The organism is Arthrobacter sp. UCD-GKA, from assembly GCF_001863355.1.
Classification (GTDB): Bacteria; Actinomycetota; Actinomycetes; order Actinomycetales; family Micrococcaceae; genus Paeniglutamicibacter.
The window spans coordinates 89196-104465 of sequence record NZ_MOLR01000001.1; the positions used below are offsets into that span (position 1 = coordinate 89196).

Sequence of the window (15270 nt, forward strand, 5' to 3'; positions counted from 1 at the left end):
AACCTCGAATCCGTTGCTTCGCCCCGACGCCGGGGGATTGACCTGGGGCCGCTTATTGGATGGCGTCGACCATGGCGGTGAGTTCGGCATGCAGTTGCCCGTCGCGGGCGATCACGGTGCCGTCGATGGAGTTCACCGGGGTGAGCAGCCGGACGCTGGAGACCAGCCACACGCCCTCGGCATCCAGCAGGTTTTCCGGGGTCAGCGGCCCGTAGCCCAGCTCCCATCCGGCCTCGCGGGCGGCGGCAAAGATGGCTCCCTGGGTGGTTCCCGGCAGGATGCCGGTTTCCAGGGTCGGGGTGATCAGCCGCTTGGTGTCCCCGTCGCGGTGCGCGATGAGCACCGTGGAGGTGGGGCCCTCCAGGACGATTCCGTCGCTTGAGGTGAAGATGACGTCGTCGGCGCCCAGCTTCTTGGCGTGCCGCAGCGCCGCCATGTTCACCGCGTAGGACAGGGTCTTGGCGCCCATCAACAGCCAGGGGGCGCGCTCGGCCACCCGGGAGTCGTAGCCGCGGTCCAGGAAGATCACCGAGATCCCGCTCTGGCGCTGCTGCCGTCCCAGCTCCGGGGCCGGGGAGACCATGACCCAGGAGGTGCCGTGGCCGTTGCCCTCGGTGCCGCGGGTGGCCACGAGCTTCACCACCGCTTCCTCGGCCGGGGTGGCGGCATCGAATGCCGCCACGGCGGTGGCGATCGCCGCACGCCACGCCTCCTCGTGCGGAACCAGCAGGTCGCAGGTCGAGGCCGAGACGCGCAGCCGGGCCAGGTGGGCGTCGAGCTTGCGCACGATCCCGTCGGTGTACAGCGCGGATTCGAAGATCCCGTCGCCGCGGGTCACGCCCTGGTCCAGGACCGAGAGCTGGGCGGTGGCGGCATCGGCGACGCGGCCGGCGGGAAAGTCGGGATCGAGGAACACAAGAGCAGTCATGGTTACCAGATTACCGCCGGGCCGGTGGTTCCCAAGTGTTCCACGCACTGGCGGTAGTCTGGGACAAAGGCCGGGAACCACACTCTGGCAAGGAGGGATCCATGAACGAGGGCAACGACGCGCTGACGATTGGTGCCGCCTTGTGGTCCGTGGCCGTGGGGATCGAACTGACCATCCGCATCACCATGGTGGGCATCGTGCCCGGCAACCGCCGCCCCACCACCGCCATGGCCTGGCTGCTGGCGATCTTCTTCATCCCCGTGGTGGGCCTGCTGCTCTACCTGCTCTTTGCCAACACCAAGCTCTCGAGGCGCCGGATCCAGCGGCAGAGAAACGTCAACGAATCGATCCTTGAAGCCACACAGCACATGATCGGCGGAAACCGCTCGCCAGAGGCCCCGGACTGGGTGCTCTCGGCGGTCGAGCTGAACCGGACCCTGGGTGCGCTGCCGCTGCAGGCCGGGAACGCGGTGGAATTCATCACCGGATACAAGGAATCCCTGGATGAGATGCGTCTGGAGATCGACAAGGCCCGACGCTACGTGCATGTGCAGTTCTACATCATCGGCGAGGACGATGAGTACGTCGGCCCGATCCTCGAGGCCCTGGAGCGCGCGGTCGATCGCGGGGTCAAGGTACGGGTGCTCTTTGACCATCTGGGCTCAATGCGCGTGAAGGGCTACTTCGGGTTGGTGCGGCGGATGAGCGCGGCCGGGATCAACTGGCGGCGGATGCTTCCGCTGGCACCCTTTCAGCGGCGGTGGCGGCGCCCGGATTTGCGCAACCACCGCAAGATCGTGGTGGTGGACGGGCAAGTCGCCTTCACCGGTTCGCAGAACCTCATCGAGCCCGGATACAAGCGGTCCTCCGCGCACAAGATCGGCCGCGAATGGGTCGAGCTGATGGCCAAGGTCCGCGGTCCGCTGGTGACCAGCCTGGACGTGGTATTTGCCACCGACTGGTCGCAGGAATCCGACGAGGACCTGCTCCACGACCTGGCCACGGTCGAGGATGCCATGCGCAAGGCGCCCGACGCGGGGGAGGACATCGGCCAGCTGGTTCCCAGCGGGCCGGGCTTCGAGGCGGAGAACAACCTGCGGCTRTTCAACACGCTGATCTATTCGGCCACCGAGCGGCTTTCGATCACCAGCCCCTACTTCGTCCCGGACGATTCGCTGCTCTATGCGATCACCACCGCCGCCCAGCGCGGTGTGGCGGTGGAACTGTTCGTCTGCGAGAAGGGCGACCAGGCCCTGGTGCAGCACGCCCAGCAGTCCTACTACGAGGCGCTGCTGCGCGCCGGGGTGCGGATCTACCGGTACAAGGCACCCACGGTGCTGCATTCAAAGTGCATGGCCGTGGACGACGAGGTGGTGGTCATGGGCTCATCCAACATGGACATGCGATCCTTCTCGCTGAACCTCGAGATCACCCTGATGCTGCTGGGCTCCGACCTGGTCAACGAGTTGATGAAGGTGCAGGACGTCTACCGGGCCAACTCCACCGAGCTGACCCTGGAGCAATGGTCCAAGCGCACCCCGGTGAGCCGCTGGATCGACAACGTCGCCAGGCTCTCGGCCACCTTGCAATAGGCGGCGGCAGCCGGGACGGCGAACCGCCGGGTTTTTAGCGCGGTGGTGCCGAGGGGGAGGGCAGCGCCGCGCGCAGGACCAGCTCGAGCACCGGCTTCGGGTCCGGCCCGTGTCCGCGTGCCAGGTGGTAGAGCAGCATCCCCTCATAGGCGGACATCAAGGCCGTGGCGGCGACCTCCGGCTGCGCGGCCCCGAGTCGGCCCAGCAGCGGAACGACCAGGGCCTCGAACCCGGCCCGTCCCCGGGAGACCGCATCGCGGACCTCCGCGTGCCCGATGCCCTCGACGAACAGGGCGAAGCGCGCCGCGGTCAGTTCCCGGCCCCCGGTGGTGGAGGCGCGGAATTGCGCGCAGAGGACCTCCAACAGGCCCGTGGCGCTGTCCGGCGGCAGGGCCCCTGCCACCTCGGCGGCCTCGCGGGCCTCGAGCTCCTCCACGGCGCCGACCAGAAGGGCCGAGCGCGTGCGGAAGTGGTTGGAGGTCGAACCCTGCGGCAGCCCGGCCCGGGCATCGACGCGGGCGTGGGTCAGGGCCCGGATTCCACCGGTGCCCAGCAGTTCGAGGGCGGCTTGGAGCGCGCGGGCCTTGGTTGGTGGCATGGGACCAGAGTAGGTCCCCAAACCTTGTACTACAACCATAGTGACGGGATGCCGAGCTCATAGTATTTTCGTGCCATGGACATCAACTCGGGGTCCGCACCGGCCGCTTCCGGGATCGGACACAGATTCATTGACCTGCCGGGCGTGCGCCTGCACGTTGCCGAGACCGGAACGGGAACGCCGTTGCTCCTACTGCACGGGGTTCCGCAGGACGCCACCGTCTTCACCGGCATGATCCCGGCGCTCGCCCAGAACCACCGGGTGATCGCCGTGGACCTGCGAGGCTGCGGGCAAAGCTCGGCTCCGGCCGGCGGGTATTCGCTCGATTCCCAGCTGGCGGACCTGCTGGGCCTGCTTGACGCACTGGACATCAAGCAAACCCGGATCATCGCCCACGACCTCGGCGCCCTCTACGCGTTCATGCTGTGCCTGCGGCACCCCGAGCGGGTGCGCTCGCTGGTGTCGCTGGCGATCCCGCATCCCTTCCTGCGCTTCAACCTCAGGTTCCTGCCCGTGTTCAAGGACGCCTGGTTCGAGCCGCTGCTCGCGACCCCTGGCATGGCCACCTTGCTCATGGGCCGCGGCAGGCAGCCGATGGCCCGGCTGATGTTCAGGAACTACGTGCTGGACCCCGGCATCTGGGACCCGGAACTGCTGGAGTACTACCTGGCGAAGCTGCGCGAACCCGGGCGGGCTGCGGCGATCGGCGCGATCTACCGCCATTGCGTGTTCCCGACCTTCATCAAGCTGCTGCGCGGAGGCTACCTGGATCAACGACTCACCACGCCCACGCTGCTGGCCGTGGGCGATCAGGACAACGCAGTACCGGCGAGATTGCTGGGCGGCTACGAGTCGCACGCCGATCAGATGGAACTGCTGCGCATCCCCGGGGCGGCGCACTTCGTCCTGGACGAGCAGCCCGGGAAGGTGGTGTCCGCGGCGCTGGAGTTCTTCGCCCGGGAAGGCCACTGACCCGGCGCCAGGTGTTCACGGCGCCGGATGGCCCTTGCCCACCACGGAGGCGCCAAAGACGCGCCTGGCGATCACGGCGTTCACCGGGGCCAGGTTCATCAGGTGCAGCGACCACCGGCGCAGCAACAGCGCCCGGCGGCCGGCGGGCACAAAGAACCGGGCGTTGCGCCGTCCGGCGTCCTGCTGCTGCTCCACCAGGGGACGCCAGCTCGCCTCATAGCCGGCCAGTGCCGCGGGGATGCCATGGCCGGAGCCCAAGGCATCGACAAGCACCTTTGCCCCGGCAATGGCCAACGAGGCGCCCTGCCCGGCGAGCAGCGAGACGGCGAAGGCGGCGTCACCCAGCAGCACGCATCGCCCGGCGCTCCAGGCCGGGACCACCGCCTGGGCGACGACATCCTCGAAGATCTCCGCGGGGCGTTGGTCCAGCGCCCGGTCGACATTGCTCCCCAGGCCGCGGAACTTCGCGAACAGTTCCTCCCGGGTATCCGGACCCGGGTCCGGGTCGCTGCACTCGACGACCCCGAAGAACGCAACGCGCCCGTCGGACAGGGCATAGAGCGTCGCCTGGCGGACCAGCGAATCGGTCAGCACCACCTCGCGCCCCAGGCTTGCGGCAAGCCCGGGATCCAAAAAGACGTACCCGAAGACGTGCAATCCCAAATGCCGCAGCACGCCGGTGGCGGGCAGGGCGGGCATGGCGCCGCGCACCGTCGAGTGGATGCCGTCGGCGCCGACGAGCAGGTCGGCATCGAAGTCGCGCCCGTCGGCCAACACCGCCCGTGCGGGAGCCCCCGGCCCCTCGGCATCCGGGAACCGGCCCGGGTCCACGGACACGACCTTCGCGCCCTGGATGATGCCCGCCGAATCGCCGACCCATTCGCGCAATCCCGTTTCGATGTCGGGGCGAAGGATGGAGAAGAACTTCCCGTGGGCGGCGTTCAGGAAGGATTCCATGGCGAACTTCGCCCGGGTTCGCCCGGCCGGGTCGACGTAGCGGGCCCGTGCATACATTTCCCCGTGGCGTTGCAGGTGCGCGATGGCGCCCAGGGACTCGGCCGCGGCAAAACCGGGACCGAAGAAATCGATCATGTAGCCGGCCGTGCGCGGTGCCGGCGCCTGCTCCAGCACCGTGGTCTCCCAGCCGTTTTGTGCCAGTGCCCCGGCGGCGGCCAGCCCGCCGATTCCCGCGCCGACGACCAATGCCCGCATGGTTCTTCACCCCATTCGATCCGCCGGGGCAATCGCTGCCCCTCTGCGGCCACGATACCGCCGTGCCACGCCATCGGTACCCGATCGTTTCCACCAGGAATACACCGGAGGGAAATTGACGGCCCACGGGCGGGGTGTTCCTCGGACGCCAAGGGTTTGGGCTGACGCCAAGCCCCTGGGTGAAGCTCCAGCCGGTTTCTTCCCGGGGCCCGGGATGAAACGCGTTGGACGCTTCGCCCGGCTGGCGGTGTGGTTGCCCGGCGTCGCGAATTCGACATGGCTGTTGCCCTTGATGGTGCCTGGTCGAGGAACGAACCGTTCCGGATCCCACCCGTTCACGGGTCCCGATTCCGCCGGGCATGGCCTTGGGTGTCGCCGCGCGGACGACCGCGGATGCTGGCATACTCGGTGACCTACGCCACGAAGCCGCGAATGGAGCCTGCCGAGCCGTGAACAGCATCAAGGAAGCAGCGGTCGTCCTGCGCCACCGGCAGTTTCGAAGCTTTTGGACCGGGCGGGTGGTTTCCTCGCTTGGATCGGCGGCGGCCCCGATCGCTGTCGCGTTTGCCGCCCTGGAGGCGGGCGGCGGAGTCGAATGGCTGGGGTTCATCCTCGCCCTCAACATCGCCCCGCAGGTCCTCCTGCTGCTCGTCGGCGGCGTGCTGGGCGACAGGGTCCGACGTGACCGGGTCATGGTCGTCGCCAACGCCGTCTCCGGGATCGTGCAGGTGGCCATGGCCATCCTGATCCTGGCGGGTGTGGCCGAACTGTGGATGCTGGCCGCTTCCGTCTTTCTGCTGGGCATGGCCTCGGCCTTCTTCCAGCCGGCCTCGCAGGGATCCATCGTCCAGCTGGTTCCCGCGGAACTTCGGGTGGCGGCGAACGCGGTGCTGCGCCTGCCGCTGAACGTCGCCAAGGTGCTGGGCCCGGCACTTGGCGGACTGGTGGTGGCCCTGGTGGGTCCGGGTTGGGCGCTGGCGTTCAATGCCTCGACATTCCTTGTATCGGTGTTCTTTCTCGCGGCCATCCGCCTGCCGCAGCCGATCAAGGCCAAGGCCTCGGCGATCTCGGCCTTCCGGACCGGGTGGAAGGAATTTCGTGCCAGGCGTTGGTACGTCGTCATGGTGGCGCAGTCCGCCATCACGGTGCTTATGTGGCTTGTGGGATTCCAGCTCTTCGGACCCGTCATTTCCCACTCGTCCCTGGGCGGTGCCTTCGCCTGGGGACTGATCAGCGGGGGATTCGCCTTCGGGCTGGTCGGAGGCTCGCTGGTCGCCGTCGCGGTCCGGCCACAACGGGTGGGCGTCACCGTTTCCCTCTGCCTGGCGACCCAGGCGTTGCCGCTGGTTGCGCTTGGCTTTGTGGCACCGATCTGGGTGATCGTCGGTGCCGCCGTCCTGGCCGGCGTTGCCCTGGATATCTCGATCGTGTCCTGGTCCGCGTTCTTCCAGGAACAAATACCGGAAGGCTTACAGTCCCGCCTGTCCTCGATCAGCACCTTCGGCCAGCTGCTGCCCGTCCCGATCGGGTACGTCCTGTTCGGCGCGCTGAGTCGGGAGAGCGGCACGCTCGGCCTGATGACCCTCATGTCCGGCGTTCTCGTTGTCGCGGCGTTGCTCCCGCTCGCGCTTCCCTCCATTCGCCATCTGAGGCTTGGACTAGTCATCGACGGGGACCGGGCCACGATTCCGGGCGGAGGTTCCACAGTGGGCACGGGCACCAACCTCCGCTGACGATCGGTATCCATGGGATAGCTCCGCGGAACCTAGGTATCGCATGGGCAGCCTTCCCCGCCTAGACAGAGCCTGGAAGGTTCCGTCGCTGTTGTTCTCGGCAGCCAGCGGGAACAACCGGCGGATCGTGCTCGCCGATTGCATAATGGCCAGACGGATGATCCGGGCAATCGCCGGTGGCGAGTTCAGGTGAGGCCCGTCTGTCTTGTCCCACCGGGACAGCCAAGGAATGCGTCAGAACGTGGCAACTTCCCATGCAGACTTCGGATTCCAACGACGATTCACCCGACATCGGCGCAATAAATGCACCCTGCTATCCTTGGGAACATGCGTAGCCCACAGCGATTTATCGGCCCCCGACCGTTTACCGGTCGCGAGGGCTTCTTGGCGCGCGCCTAGGTCCTGGTGACGGAGCGGATCGGGGGATTGCCCACCGATCCATTCCCACCCAAGGACCCCTGATGACTAATTATCTTTCCCCGGCCGAACTTCACGAGGCGCTGGCATTGCGCGACCTCTCCGATCCCGAACACGGCCCCCACGCCATGCAAGAGCTGCTGGCGCAAGTGGCAAACGCCCTCACCCGATCGTGGGGCGTGGCCGCCCGAACGGTGCGAAATAGCCCGCTGGTCTCGGTGGCCGACAACTACGACAAGCTCGGCTTCTCCGCATCGACGGTGACCCGCGACCGGCGGTATTCGCGCTACGTGAGTCCCACGGTGATGCTTCGAAGCCACACCTCGGCCTCCGTCCCGGCCCTGCTCCGGAACCTGCCGCCAAAGCAACAAATGGATGAGTTGGTCGTGATGCCGGGGCTGGTCTATCGCCGGGACGCCATTGACCGCACCCACGTCGGTGCGCCCCACCAGGTCGACCTCTGGCGGATCGCATCCACCCCCACGCTGGCGCCGAGGGACCTGGAATCCATGGTGGCCGAGCTTGTTGAAGCCGTCCTTCCCGGTGCCCCATGGCGCACGGTTCCGGCCGTGCATCCCTACACGAGACACGGGATGCAGGTGGATGTGCTGGTGGGGAACGACTGGCTGGAACTGGCCGAATGCGGCTTGATGGCGCCCGGGCTCTTCGCCGATGCGGGACTCGACCCGGAGCAGTGGTCGGGCCTGGCCCTGGGCATGGGCCTGGACCGCGCCCTGATGCTGCGCAAGGGAATCCCAGACATCCGCCTCCTGCGCGCCGGCAACGAACGCATCGCATCCCAGATGCTCGACCTGGAACCGTGGCAACAGGTCTCCCTGCTCCCTCCCACGCGCAGGGACATCTCGATCGTCGTGCCCGAATCATTCGACGACGAGATCCTGGGCGACGAAGTCCGCCAAGCCCTGGGCACGCGCATGGACGACTTGGAATCCGTCGAGCTCCTGGACCTGACACCCTTCACGGAGCTGCCCGCCGCGGCACGGGACCGGCTGCGGATCGAGCCAGGACAGGCCAACGCCCTGATCCGCCTGGTGTTGCGGCCCATCGAGCGAACACTGACGGCGCCGGAAGCCAACCTGATTCGCGACGACATCTACCGGGCGCTGCACCAGGGCCCGGTCATGGAACTCATCGCCGGTTGACCCTGCGCGGGCGCGGGCGGCCGCAACTCCAAGTCGGCCGCGCCCCCGGCAAGGTTCGGCAAGCCGGATGGCCACGGGCGTTGCCGGAGCGACCGCGACCCGAGTGATGGACGCCCGACCGACCGGGTTGCATGATGGAAAGACCTCGAGAATTGGAGAAGCGCATGAACGTCATCCGAATAACGATCGACCTCACCGTGGAAGACATCGAGGCGGCGAATGCCTTCTATTCCGACTACCTGGGGCTGGACGGGCAGGACATGGGACTCGACTGGGTCACCCGTTTCGTGGTGCCCGGATCCGGGGAACACCTTCAGCGGGTCTCGCGGGACGCGACGGCATCCGAGAACCCCAAGCTCACCGTCAAGGTCGACGACGTCGACGGAGCCTACTCCGGGGCCGTCCGACGTGGCTACGAACTCGTCCATCCGCTGACGACGGAGCCGTGGGGCATCCGCCGGTTTTTCGTACGGGCGCCCGACGGGACGGTGCTCAACATCGCCCAACACAGCGACACCTAGCCACCTCCCCGGGCCGCATCCAACGCGGGACATCCAAGCCAGCAGGATTCAAGAAGCGCTGCCCGCTGACTCCGCCTAGAGTGAATGGCGTAACGCAGACGATCGAGAGGAACAAGCCATGAACACGACCTTCAGCAAAGCGGAAAAGGCAGCGATGCGGGCTGCCGCCGCCGAAGCCAAGGCCTCAAAGGCCGCGGCCGACCTGGAAGCGGCTTGCCTTGCCGCCATCGGGGAGATGACCGGCACGGACAAGGAACTGGCCCAGACCCTGCACGAGCTGGTCCAGGAGCACACGTCCCTGGGTGCGAAGACGTGGTACGGCATGCCGGCTTACACCAATGCGGAAGGCAAGGTGGTGGTCTTCTTCCAGAGCGCCGCCAAGTTCAAGGTGCGCTATGCCACGATCGGTTTCCAGCCGGACGCGAACCTCGACGACGGCAATTTCTGGCCAAGCTCCTACGCCGTGACCAAGTTGACCGCAGACGACAAGAAGCAATTGGTTCAGTTGCTGAAGAAGGCCGTCAGCCAGGCATAGTCCGCGGGGGATGCCTCCGGGCCGCTGCGGCACCACACCGCGGGTCCCGAGTGCCTGCTAGTTGCCCGGGAAGGTGGTGCCCAGGGCCGAGAGCACCCCGAAGGCCTTGGTGCGGACCTCGTCCCATTCCTCCTCGGGGGAGGAATCCGCGGTGATTGCCCCGCCCACGCCCAGGGACAGATCCCACGACCCGGCTTCGGCCTCCGGTGTCCGGCTCATCACCAGGGTGCGGATCACCACCGACAGGTCCGCGGACCCGGTGGCTGAGAAGTACCCGACGGCCCCGGAATACAGGCCGCGGGCAGCCCCGTCCTCCAGGGAATCGAGGATCGCCATGGTGGAGACCTTTGGCGCCCCGGTCATGGAGCCGGCGGGGAACGCCGCGGCGATTGCCTCGGCGCGAGGGGCTCCCGGGCGCAGCTTCGCATCGATGGTGGAGACCATCTGGTGCACCGTTGCATAGCTTTCAATGGCGCAGAGCCGCGGCACCGACAGGGTGCCGGGCACCGCGAAGTGCGAGAGGTCGTTGCGCAGCAAATCCACGATCATGATGTTCTCGGCACGGTCCTTGGGGGAGGAGGCCAGGTCCCGGTGAAGCCGCTGGTCGGCATCGGGCGTTTGGCCGCGCGGCCGGGTGCCCTTGATGGGTTCGGCCCGCATCCAGCCGTTGGCGCCGATGGACATGAACCGCTCGGGGGAGGTGCTGGCCGCTGCCATGTTCCCGAAGCGCAGGTAGTGGGCGAAGGGCGCGGGATTTGCCGCGCGCAGGCGCAGGTAGTTTCCCCAGGGGTCGCACGGTACGCCCGGGGCGCCCAACGCGGTGGTCAGGCAGACCTCGTAGCTGTTGCCCTGGCGGATCTGCTCCTGGGCTGCACGGACCTTGGCCAGGTAGCCGTCGCGCTCGTCGCGCACCGTGAACCCGGGGGCCGGCTCCAGTGCCGCGGGAACCGCGGGCGCCTCCACGGATCCGGGCAACACCTTCCTGACCCGGGCCTGGAATCCGGCCGGGTCGCTGGTGGCCAGCAGGTGCACGGTGGAGGTGTGGTGGTCAACGACCACGACCTGGGAGGGCCTGAGCAGGGCCGCGTCGGCCGGCCCGCCGGGAACCCGTGCCGCGGCCCGGTTATCGCTGCCTCCGGTTTCCCGCTTGAGCTCATAGCCCAGGTAACCCMGCCAGCCGGGAAGGAAGGGCAGGCCGTTCTGGTCCGGCTGGAAGCTTCCGGCTTCCCAGGCGCGGGAGAGCCAATCGAAGAAGCCGCCGGCGAGCCGTGCGGTGGCGGTGCCCTCGGTGAGGACCCCGACCCCGCCGCGTTGTTCGTAGATGGCGCACTCGTCGGTGGTGGCTGCGGCCATGATGGAATAGCGGTTGCGTTGGTGCGGGTCCGTGAAGCCGAGGTTGCTTGATTCGAGCAGCACGGCATGTTCAGCCCCGGAATACAGCGCGGCGAAGAGCGCGGCGGCATCCGGGGCAGCATCCAGCGCCAGGTGGACCGGCTCCCGCGCCGCGGATTCGGCGCGCTCGGGCGTGAGCACGCGGTGGCAGGCCGGCAACGACAGCAGTGCCCGCAACACGTGCCCCGGGGCGCTGCCGTCGGCCCGGTTCTCCACGGTGACATCGGCCTGGTCCTGCACCGCGTCGGCGGCCAGGTAGGAATCCTCCTGGGCGGCCCAGTCGTCCCAGTGGGCGGCAAAGACCTCCCCGTCGCGTTCCAGGGCGCGGGTCTTGCGGGTGTCGTCGGGCACCTGGACCCAGAGGAGGGCATCGAGCAGGGGGCGGGCGGCTGCACAGCCGGCCCCGACGCCCTCGATGATGATGACCGGGGCGGGATCCAGTGCCGCCCGGGTTCCGGGGGTGCTCGAGCTCCAGTCCCAGGTGTCCCAGCCAGCGGCGCGGCCAGCGGCCAGGGGGGTCAGGACCTGCTCGACGTAGGCCGCGGTGCCGGCGGCCAGGCCGTCCCATCCGGGGTAGATGTCCTCGAGGTGGAAGACGGAGACCTCGCGGTGGCGGCGAAGGACGGTGGCCAGCTCCGCGGCAAGGGTGCTCTTCCCGGCGCCGGAGCGGCCGTCGATGCCAAGGACCAGGACGGGGCTAGTTGCCACGTTGGGGCATGATGTGGGCGCGCACGTAGTCGAGCACTCCCGGGATGGCGGCGTTGACCATTTGCCAGCACAGGCGGAAATCCGCCGAGTCGCCGAACCACGGATCGTAGATGCCCTGTTCCTCGAGCGGGGTCGCGGACAATGCGGTGTCGAAGGAACGCATCATGCGCAGCTCGGGTCGCGGGGCCGAGGCCTCGGTGGGCAGCAACTTCGCCAGCGCCGCGTGGTGGTCCTGGTCCATGGCCAGCAGCAGGTCCACCCCGGACAGCGAATCGGGGTCGAGGGCGCGGGCGACGTGTTCCTCGGCATCGATGCCGTGGGATTGCAGGACGGCCGCGGCCCTCGGGTCGATGCCGTGGCCTGCCTCGCCGTCGCTGGTGCCGGCGGACTCCACCGAGACGTCCGTGATCCCGGCATCCTCAAGTGCCGTGCGAAGCATGTACTCGGCCATGGGGGAGCGGCAGATGTTGCCCGTGCACACTGTCATTATCCGAAACATGGTTTTAGTCTAGGGCCCTTACGCACCTAGTGACAGGCCCAAACACGCTTCCACCCGATGGTTACCGGATTGTGCCCTTCCACCGTGCCTGCCGACCGTGGTGCCGTGCGGGGCGTCAGTGGATGAAGACCAGCAGGGCGGCGACGAAAATGAACAGCGTGCCAAAGGTCAGGTTCAGGATCTTTTGCCCGCGCTCGGTGGCGGTGAAGCGGCTGAAGCTCTTGGCGGAAGCGGCAAAGAACAGCCACATCACCACGATGTCCACGGCCACGATGGTGCCGATGAAGACCAGGTACTGGGGCGCCGCCGGGGCATCGAGCCGAATGAACTGCGGGGTGAAGGCCAGGAAGAACACTATGGCCTTGGGGTTGAGCAGGTTGACCCAGAGCCCGCGGCGGAACATCGAGAGGGCCGATTCGCGTCCGCGCAGGTCGATTTCCTCGCTTCCCTGCGGCTTGGCCAGGATCAGCCGAACACCCAGGTACACCAGGTAGGCGGCGCCGGCATAGCGGATGGCGGTGAAGAACAGCGGGGAGCGGGACACCAGCAGCCCCACGCCGGCGGCCACAACGATCACATGGATGAGCAGGGCGGCCTGTTGGCCCAGGATGCCCCACATGGAGCGGCGGAAACCGGAGTTCAGCGAGTTGGTCATGGTGTTGATCGCCCCGGCGCCGGGGGTGAAGCTGATCAACGTGGAAGCGCCTAGCAACGAGAGCCAAAGGGAAAGAGTCACCGGACAAGTTTAGGGGAGCGCGGGCCCCCACCTGTACCTGCCCGGCCCGGCATCCCGGCAGGTGGGACGGCCGGCGAACACTACTCCCGGGCCGGCACCCGGTGCGAGGAGGCAACCTGCGCATACCAGCGGGCCGAGGCCTTCGGGATGCGGGCCTGGGTGCCGTAGTCCACCCGCACGATCCCGAAGCGCTTGTCGTAGCCGAAGGCCCACTCGAAATTGTCCAGCAGCGACCACACCAGGTACCCGCGCACCTCGGCCCCGCGTTCCATGGCCCGGTGCACGGCCCGCAGGTGCGCATCGATGAACGCCAGCCGGTCGGCGGAGTCGTCGACAAAGCCGGAAGCATCCGGTGCATCGTCGTAGGCGGCGCCGTTCTCCGTGACGACCATGGGGATCCCGGCCGGCCCGGTGTATTGCTCCTGCAGGCGCAGCAGCAATCGTTCGAGCCCCTCGGGTTGGACCTCCCAGCCCATGGCGGTGCGCGGCAGGGGCCGGTCGATGTTCCGCACCCGTTCGCTGCCCACCGCGGGGCTCCGGCGCGGGAGCCCGCGCTCGGACGCGAACACCAGCGACTGCTCGGAGGCCGGCTGATCCTGGGGAGCGGCAACCAGCACCCCGTTGTAGTAGTTCACGCCCAACACGTCGATGGGTGCGGCAATGGTTTCCAGGTCGTTGTCCCGGATGTGCCCGGCCAGGCCGGCCCCGGCCATGTCTTCAAGGACGTCTGGGGGGTATTGGCCGCGGAAGATCGGGTCCAGGAAGACCCTGTTGAAGGAGCCGTCGATGCGCCGTGCGGCATCGACGTCCCCGGGGTTGGCCGGGTCGGCGGGATCGGCGACGGTGAAATTCAGCGTGATGCCCAGACGGTGCTCCTTGCCCGCGACCTCCCGCATCGCTTCGGTGGCCAGCCCGTGGCCCAGCAGCAGGTGGTGCGCCGCGGCCACCGCCTCTTCCGGGTCCGTGTGCCCCGGGGCATGCTCGCCGCCGGCATGGGAGAGGAAGGAGGCGCACCAGGGCTCGTTCAGCGTGGTCCAGTCCGTGACCCGGTCCCTCAGGTGCTCGAACACCGCCAGGGCGTAGTCGGCAAAACGGTAGGCGGTGTCCCGGTTCGCCCAGCCGCCGCGCTCGCCCAGGGCCTGCGGCAAATCCCAGTGGTAGAGCGTCAGCCACGGGGAGATCCCGTGTTCCAGCAGCTCGTCAACCAGCCGCGAGTAGAAGTCCAGGCCCTTGGGGTTCAGCGCCCTGTCCCCGGGCTTGATGCGCGCCCAGGAAGTGGAGAACCTGTAGGTGTCCAGGCCCAGCTCGGCCATCAGCGCCACGTCCTGCGGCATCCGGTGGTAGTGGTCCGTGGCAACCGCACCGTCATGCCCCTCGAAGACGGCGCCGGGCAGCCAGCAAAAGGCATCCCAGATGGAGTCCTCCCGGCCGTCCTCGTGGCTTGCGCCCTCGATCTGGAAGGCGGCGGTTGCCGACCCGAAGCGGAATCCGTCGGGAAATTCCAAGGTGCGCGTGGAATCGAATCCGGCGGCCAGGGGACGGGGCGTGCCCGTGGTGGGGAGTTCGGTCATGGCGGGGACTGGTCCTCAACGATCATGAACGCACCAGCGTTCGGCCGACGGTTGCCACGAGCCTAGTGCGAATACCCGCTGCGGGCCAGCGCCGGCAGGGCAGGCCGGGACAGGCGCAGCTGCCGAGGGCCCGGTCCGCGGCGCGCTCGCCGGGACCCGGCCGGGCCAAGGTCGGCGGCTACGTGTGCTCCGCGTTGTGCCTGGCCTTGTCCACGCCGGCCGTCGCATCGGCCATGAAGCGGGATACCAGCTTCACCTCCTGATCGGTGTAGGTGGAGATGACCTCCATCATGCTTGCCGCCAGGGGTGCGAACATGGCCCGCCCGTCGGCCTGCGCCTTCGGTGTCATCTTGACGCGGACGACGCGTCGGTCCTTGTCGATGCGCAGGCGCTCGATGTGGCCGACGCGCTCGAGCCGGTCGAGCAGGGCGCTGGTGGCCGGCGAACTCAGTTGCAGGGTCCGCGAGAGTTCGCCCGGGGTGGGCGGGGTCCCGGCGCGTTCGAAGCGCATGATGACGGCCAGGGCATTCATGTCCGTGCGGTGGGTCTTGTGCCTGGACACGGTGGTTTCCACGTAGCGGTCCGAGGCCTGGCCGAACTGCTGAAGCAGCAGGACGAGTTCGAAGGCGGCGGCGGGATCCATGGGAACCATTCTATGCCTCAACTTGTAATAGTTCCATGATGGAAATACTC

14 protein-coding genes are annotated in these 15270 nt (G+C 67.8%); 6 read left to right on the forward strand and 8 right to left on the reverse strand.

The window, feature by feature from the left end:
- Positions 1-52 precede the first annotated feature (52 nt).
- On the reverse strand, positions 53-928 hold the full coding sequence (locus tag BLJ79_RS00425) for an aminodeoxychorismate lyase (RefSeq protein WP_071212707.1): 876 nt from the start codon (positions 926-928) through the stop codon (positions 53-55).
- Between the two features lie 101 nt (positions 929-1029).
- Here BLJ79_RS00425 and cls point away from each other — a divergent pair, with 101 nt between their 5' ends.
- Entirely contained in the window at positions 1030-2520 is a 1491-nt protein-coding gene (gene cls, locus BLJ79_RS00430; protein ID WP_175475354.1) for a cardiolipin synthase, read from the forward strand.
- A 34-nt stretch (positions 2521-2554) separates the two neighbouring features.
- On the opposite strand, the gene BLJ79_RS00435 is transcribed toward cls, so the two are convergent.
- Positions 2555-3118 (reverse strand): TetR/AcrR family transcriptional regulator, encoded by a 564-nt coding sequence (locus BLJ79_RS00435; protein ID WP_071212708.1) that lies wholly within the window; start codon positions 3116-3118, stop codon positions 2555-2557.
- 75 nt (positions 3119-3193) lie between these two features.
- Between BLJ79_RS00435 and BLJ79_RS00440 the strand changes: the two genes are divergently transcribed.
- Positions 3194-4090: an alpha/beta fold hydrolase gene (locus BLJ79_RS00440; protein WP_071212709.1), complete on the forward strand. Its 897-nt coding sequence runs from the start codon at positions 3194-3196 to the stop codon at positions 4088-4090.
- Between the two features lie 15 nt (positions 4091-4105).
- Here the strand turns inward: BLJ79_RS00440 and BLJ79_RS00445 are convergent, their stop codons facing one another.
- Positions 4106-5302 (reverse strand): FAD-dependent monooxygenase, encoded by a 1197-nt coding sequence (locus tag BLJ79_RS00445; protein WP_071212710.1) that lies wholly within the window; start codon positions 5300-5302, stop codon positions 4106-4108.
- Positions 5303-5751: 449 nt separating this feature from the next.
- Between BLJ79_RS00445 and BLJ79_RS00450 the strand changes: the two genes are divergently transcribed.
- The 4 genes from BLJ79_RS00450 to BLJ79_RS00465 all read left to right on the forward strand — a co-directional run bounded on the left by BLJ79_RS00450 (position 5752) and on the right by BLJ79_RS00465 (position 9671).
- Complete coding sequence (locus BLJ79_RS00450) at positions 5752-7035, forward strand: MFS transporter (protein WP_083410897.1); 1284 nt, start codon at positions 5752-5754, stop codon at positions 7033-7035.
- Between the two features lie 461 nt (positions 7036-7496).
- Complete coding sequence (gene srmL / locus BLJ79_RS00455; RefSeq protein ID WP_071212711.1) at positions 7497-8615, forward strand: PheS-related mystery ligase SrmL; 1119 nt, start codon at positions 7497-7499, stop codon at positions 8613-8615.
- A 164-nt stretch (positions 8616-8779) separates the two neighbouring features.
- A complete protein-coding gene (locus BLJ79_RS00460) occupies positions 8780-9136 on the forward strand; it encodes a VOC family protein (RefSeq protein ID WP_071213206.1) in 357 nt (118 codons plus the stop codon).
- A 118-nt stretch (positions 9137-9254) separates the two neighbouring features.
- Positions 9255-9671: a DUF1801 domain-containing protein gene (locus tag BLJ79_RS00465; RefSeq protein WP_071212712.1), complete on the forward strand. Its 417-nt coding sequence runs from the start codon at positions 9255-9257 to the stop codon at positions 9669-9671.
- A gap of 57 nt (positions 9672-9728) precedes the next feature.
- Here BLJ79_RS00465 and BLJ79_RS00470 read toward each other — a convergent pair whose 3' ends face one another.
- From BLJ79_RS00470 to BLJ79_RS00490, 5 genes are all read right to left on the reverse strand, one after another.
- Positions 9729-11771: a chorismate-binding protein gene (locus BLJ79_RS00470; protein ID WP_071212713.1), complete on the reverse strand. Its 2043-nt coding sequence runs from the start codon at positions 11769-11771 to the stop codon at positions 9729-9731.
- Positions 11761-12270, reverse strand: a complete 510-nt coding sequence (locus tag BLJ79_RS00475; RefSeq protein WP_071212714.1) for a low molecular weight protein-tyrosine-phosphatase — start codon at positions 12268-12270, stop codon at positions 11761-11763. The genes BLJ79_RS00470 and BLJ79_RS00475 overlap by 11 nt, the downstream gene beginning before the upstream one ends.
- Before the next feature lie 115 nt (positions 12271-12385).
- Entirely contained in the window at positions 12386-13006 is a 621-nt protein-coding gene (locus BLJ79_RS00480; RefSeq protein WP_071212715.1) for a LysE family transporter, read from the reverse strand.
- An 80-nt stretch (positions 13007-13086) separates the two neighbouring features.
- On the reverse strand, positions 13087-14577 hold the full coding sequence (locus tag BLJ79_RS00485; protein WP_071212716.1) for a glycoside hydrolase family 1 protein: 1491 nt from the start codon (positions 14575-14577) through the stop codon (positions 13087-13089).
- A 178-nt stretch (positions 14578-14755) separates the two neighbouring features.
- Complete coding sequence (locus tag BLJ79_RS00490; protein ID WP_071213207.1) at positions 14756-15220, reverse strand: MarR family winged helix-turn-helix transcriptional regulator; 465 nt, start codon at positions 15218-15220, stop codon at positions 14756-14758.
- Between the last annotated feature and the right edge of the window lie 50 nt (positions 15221-15270).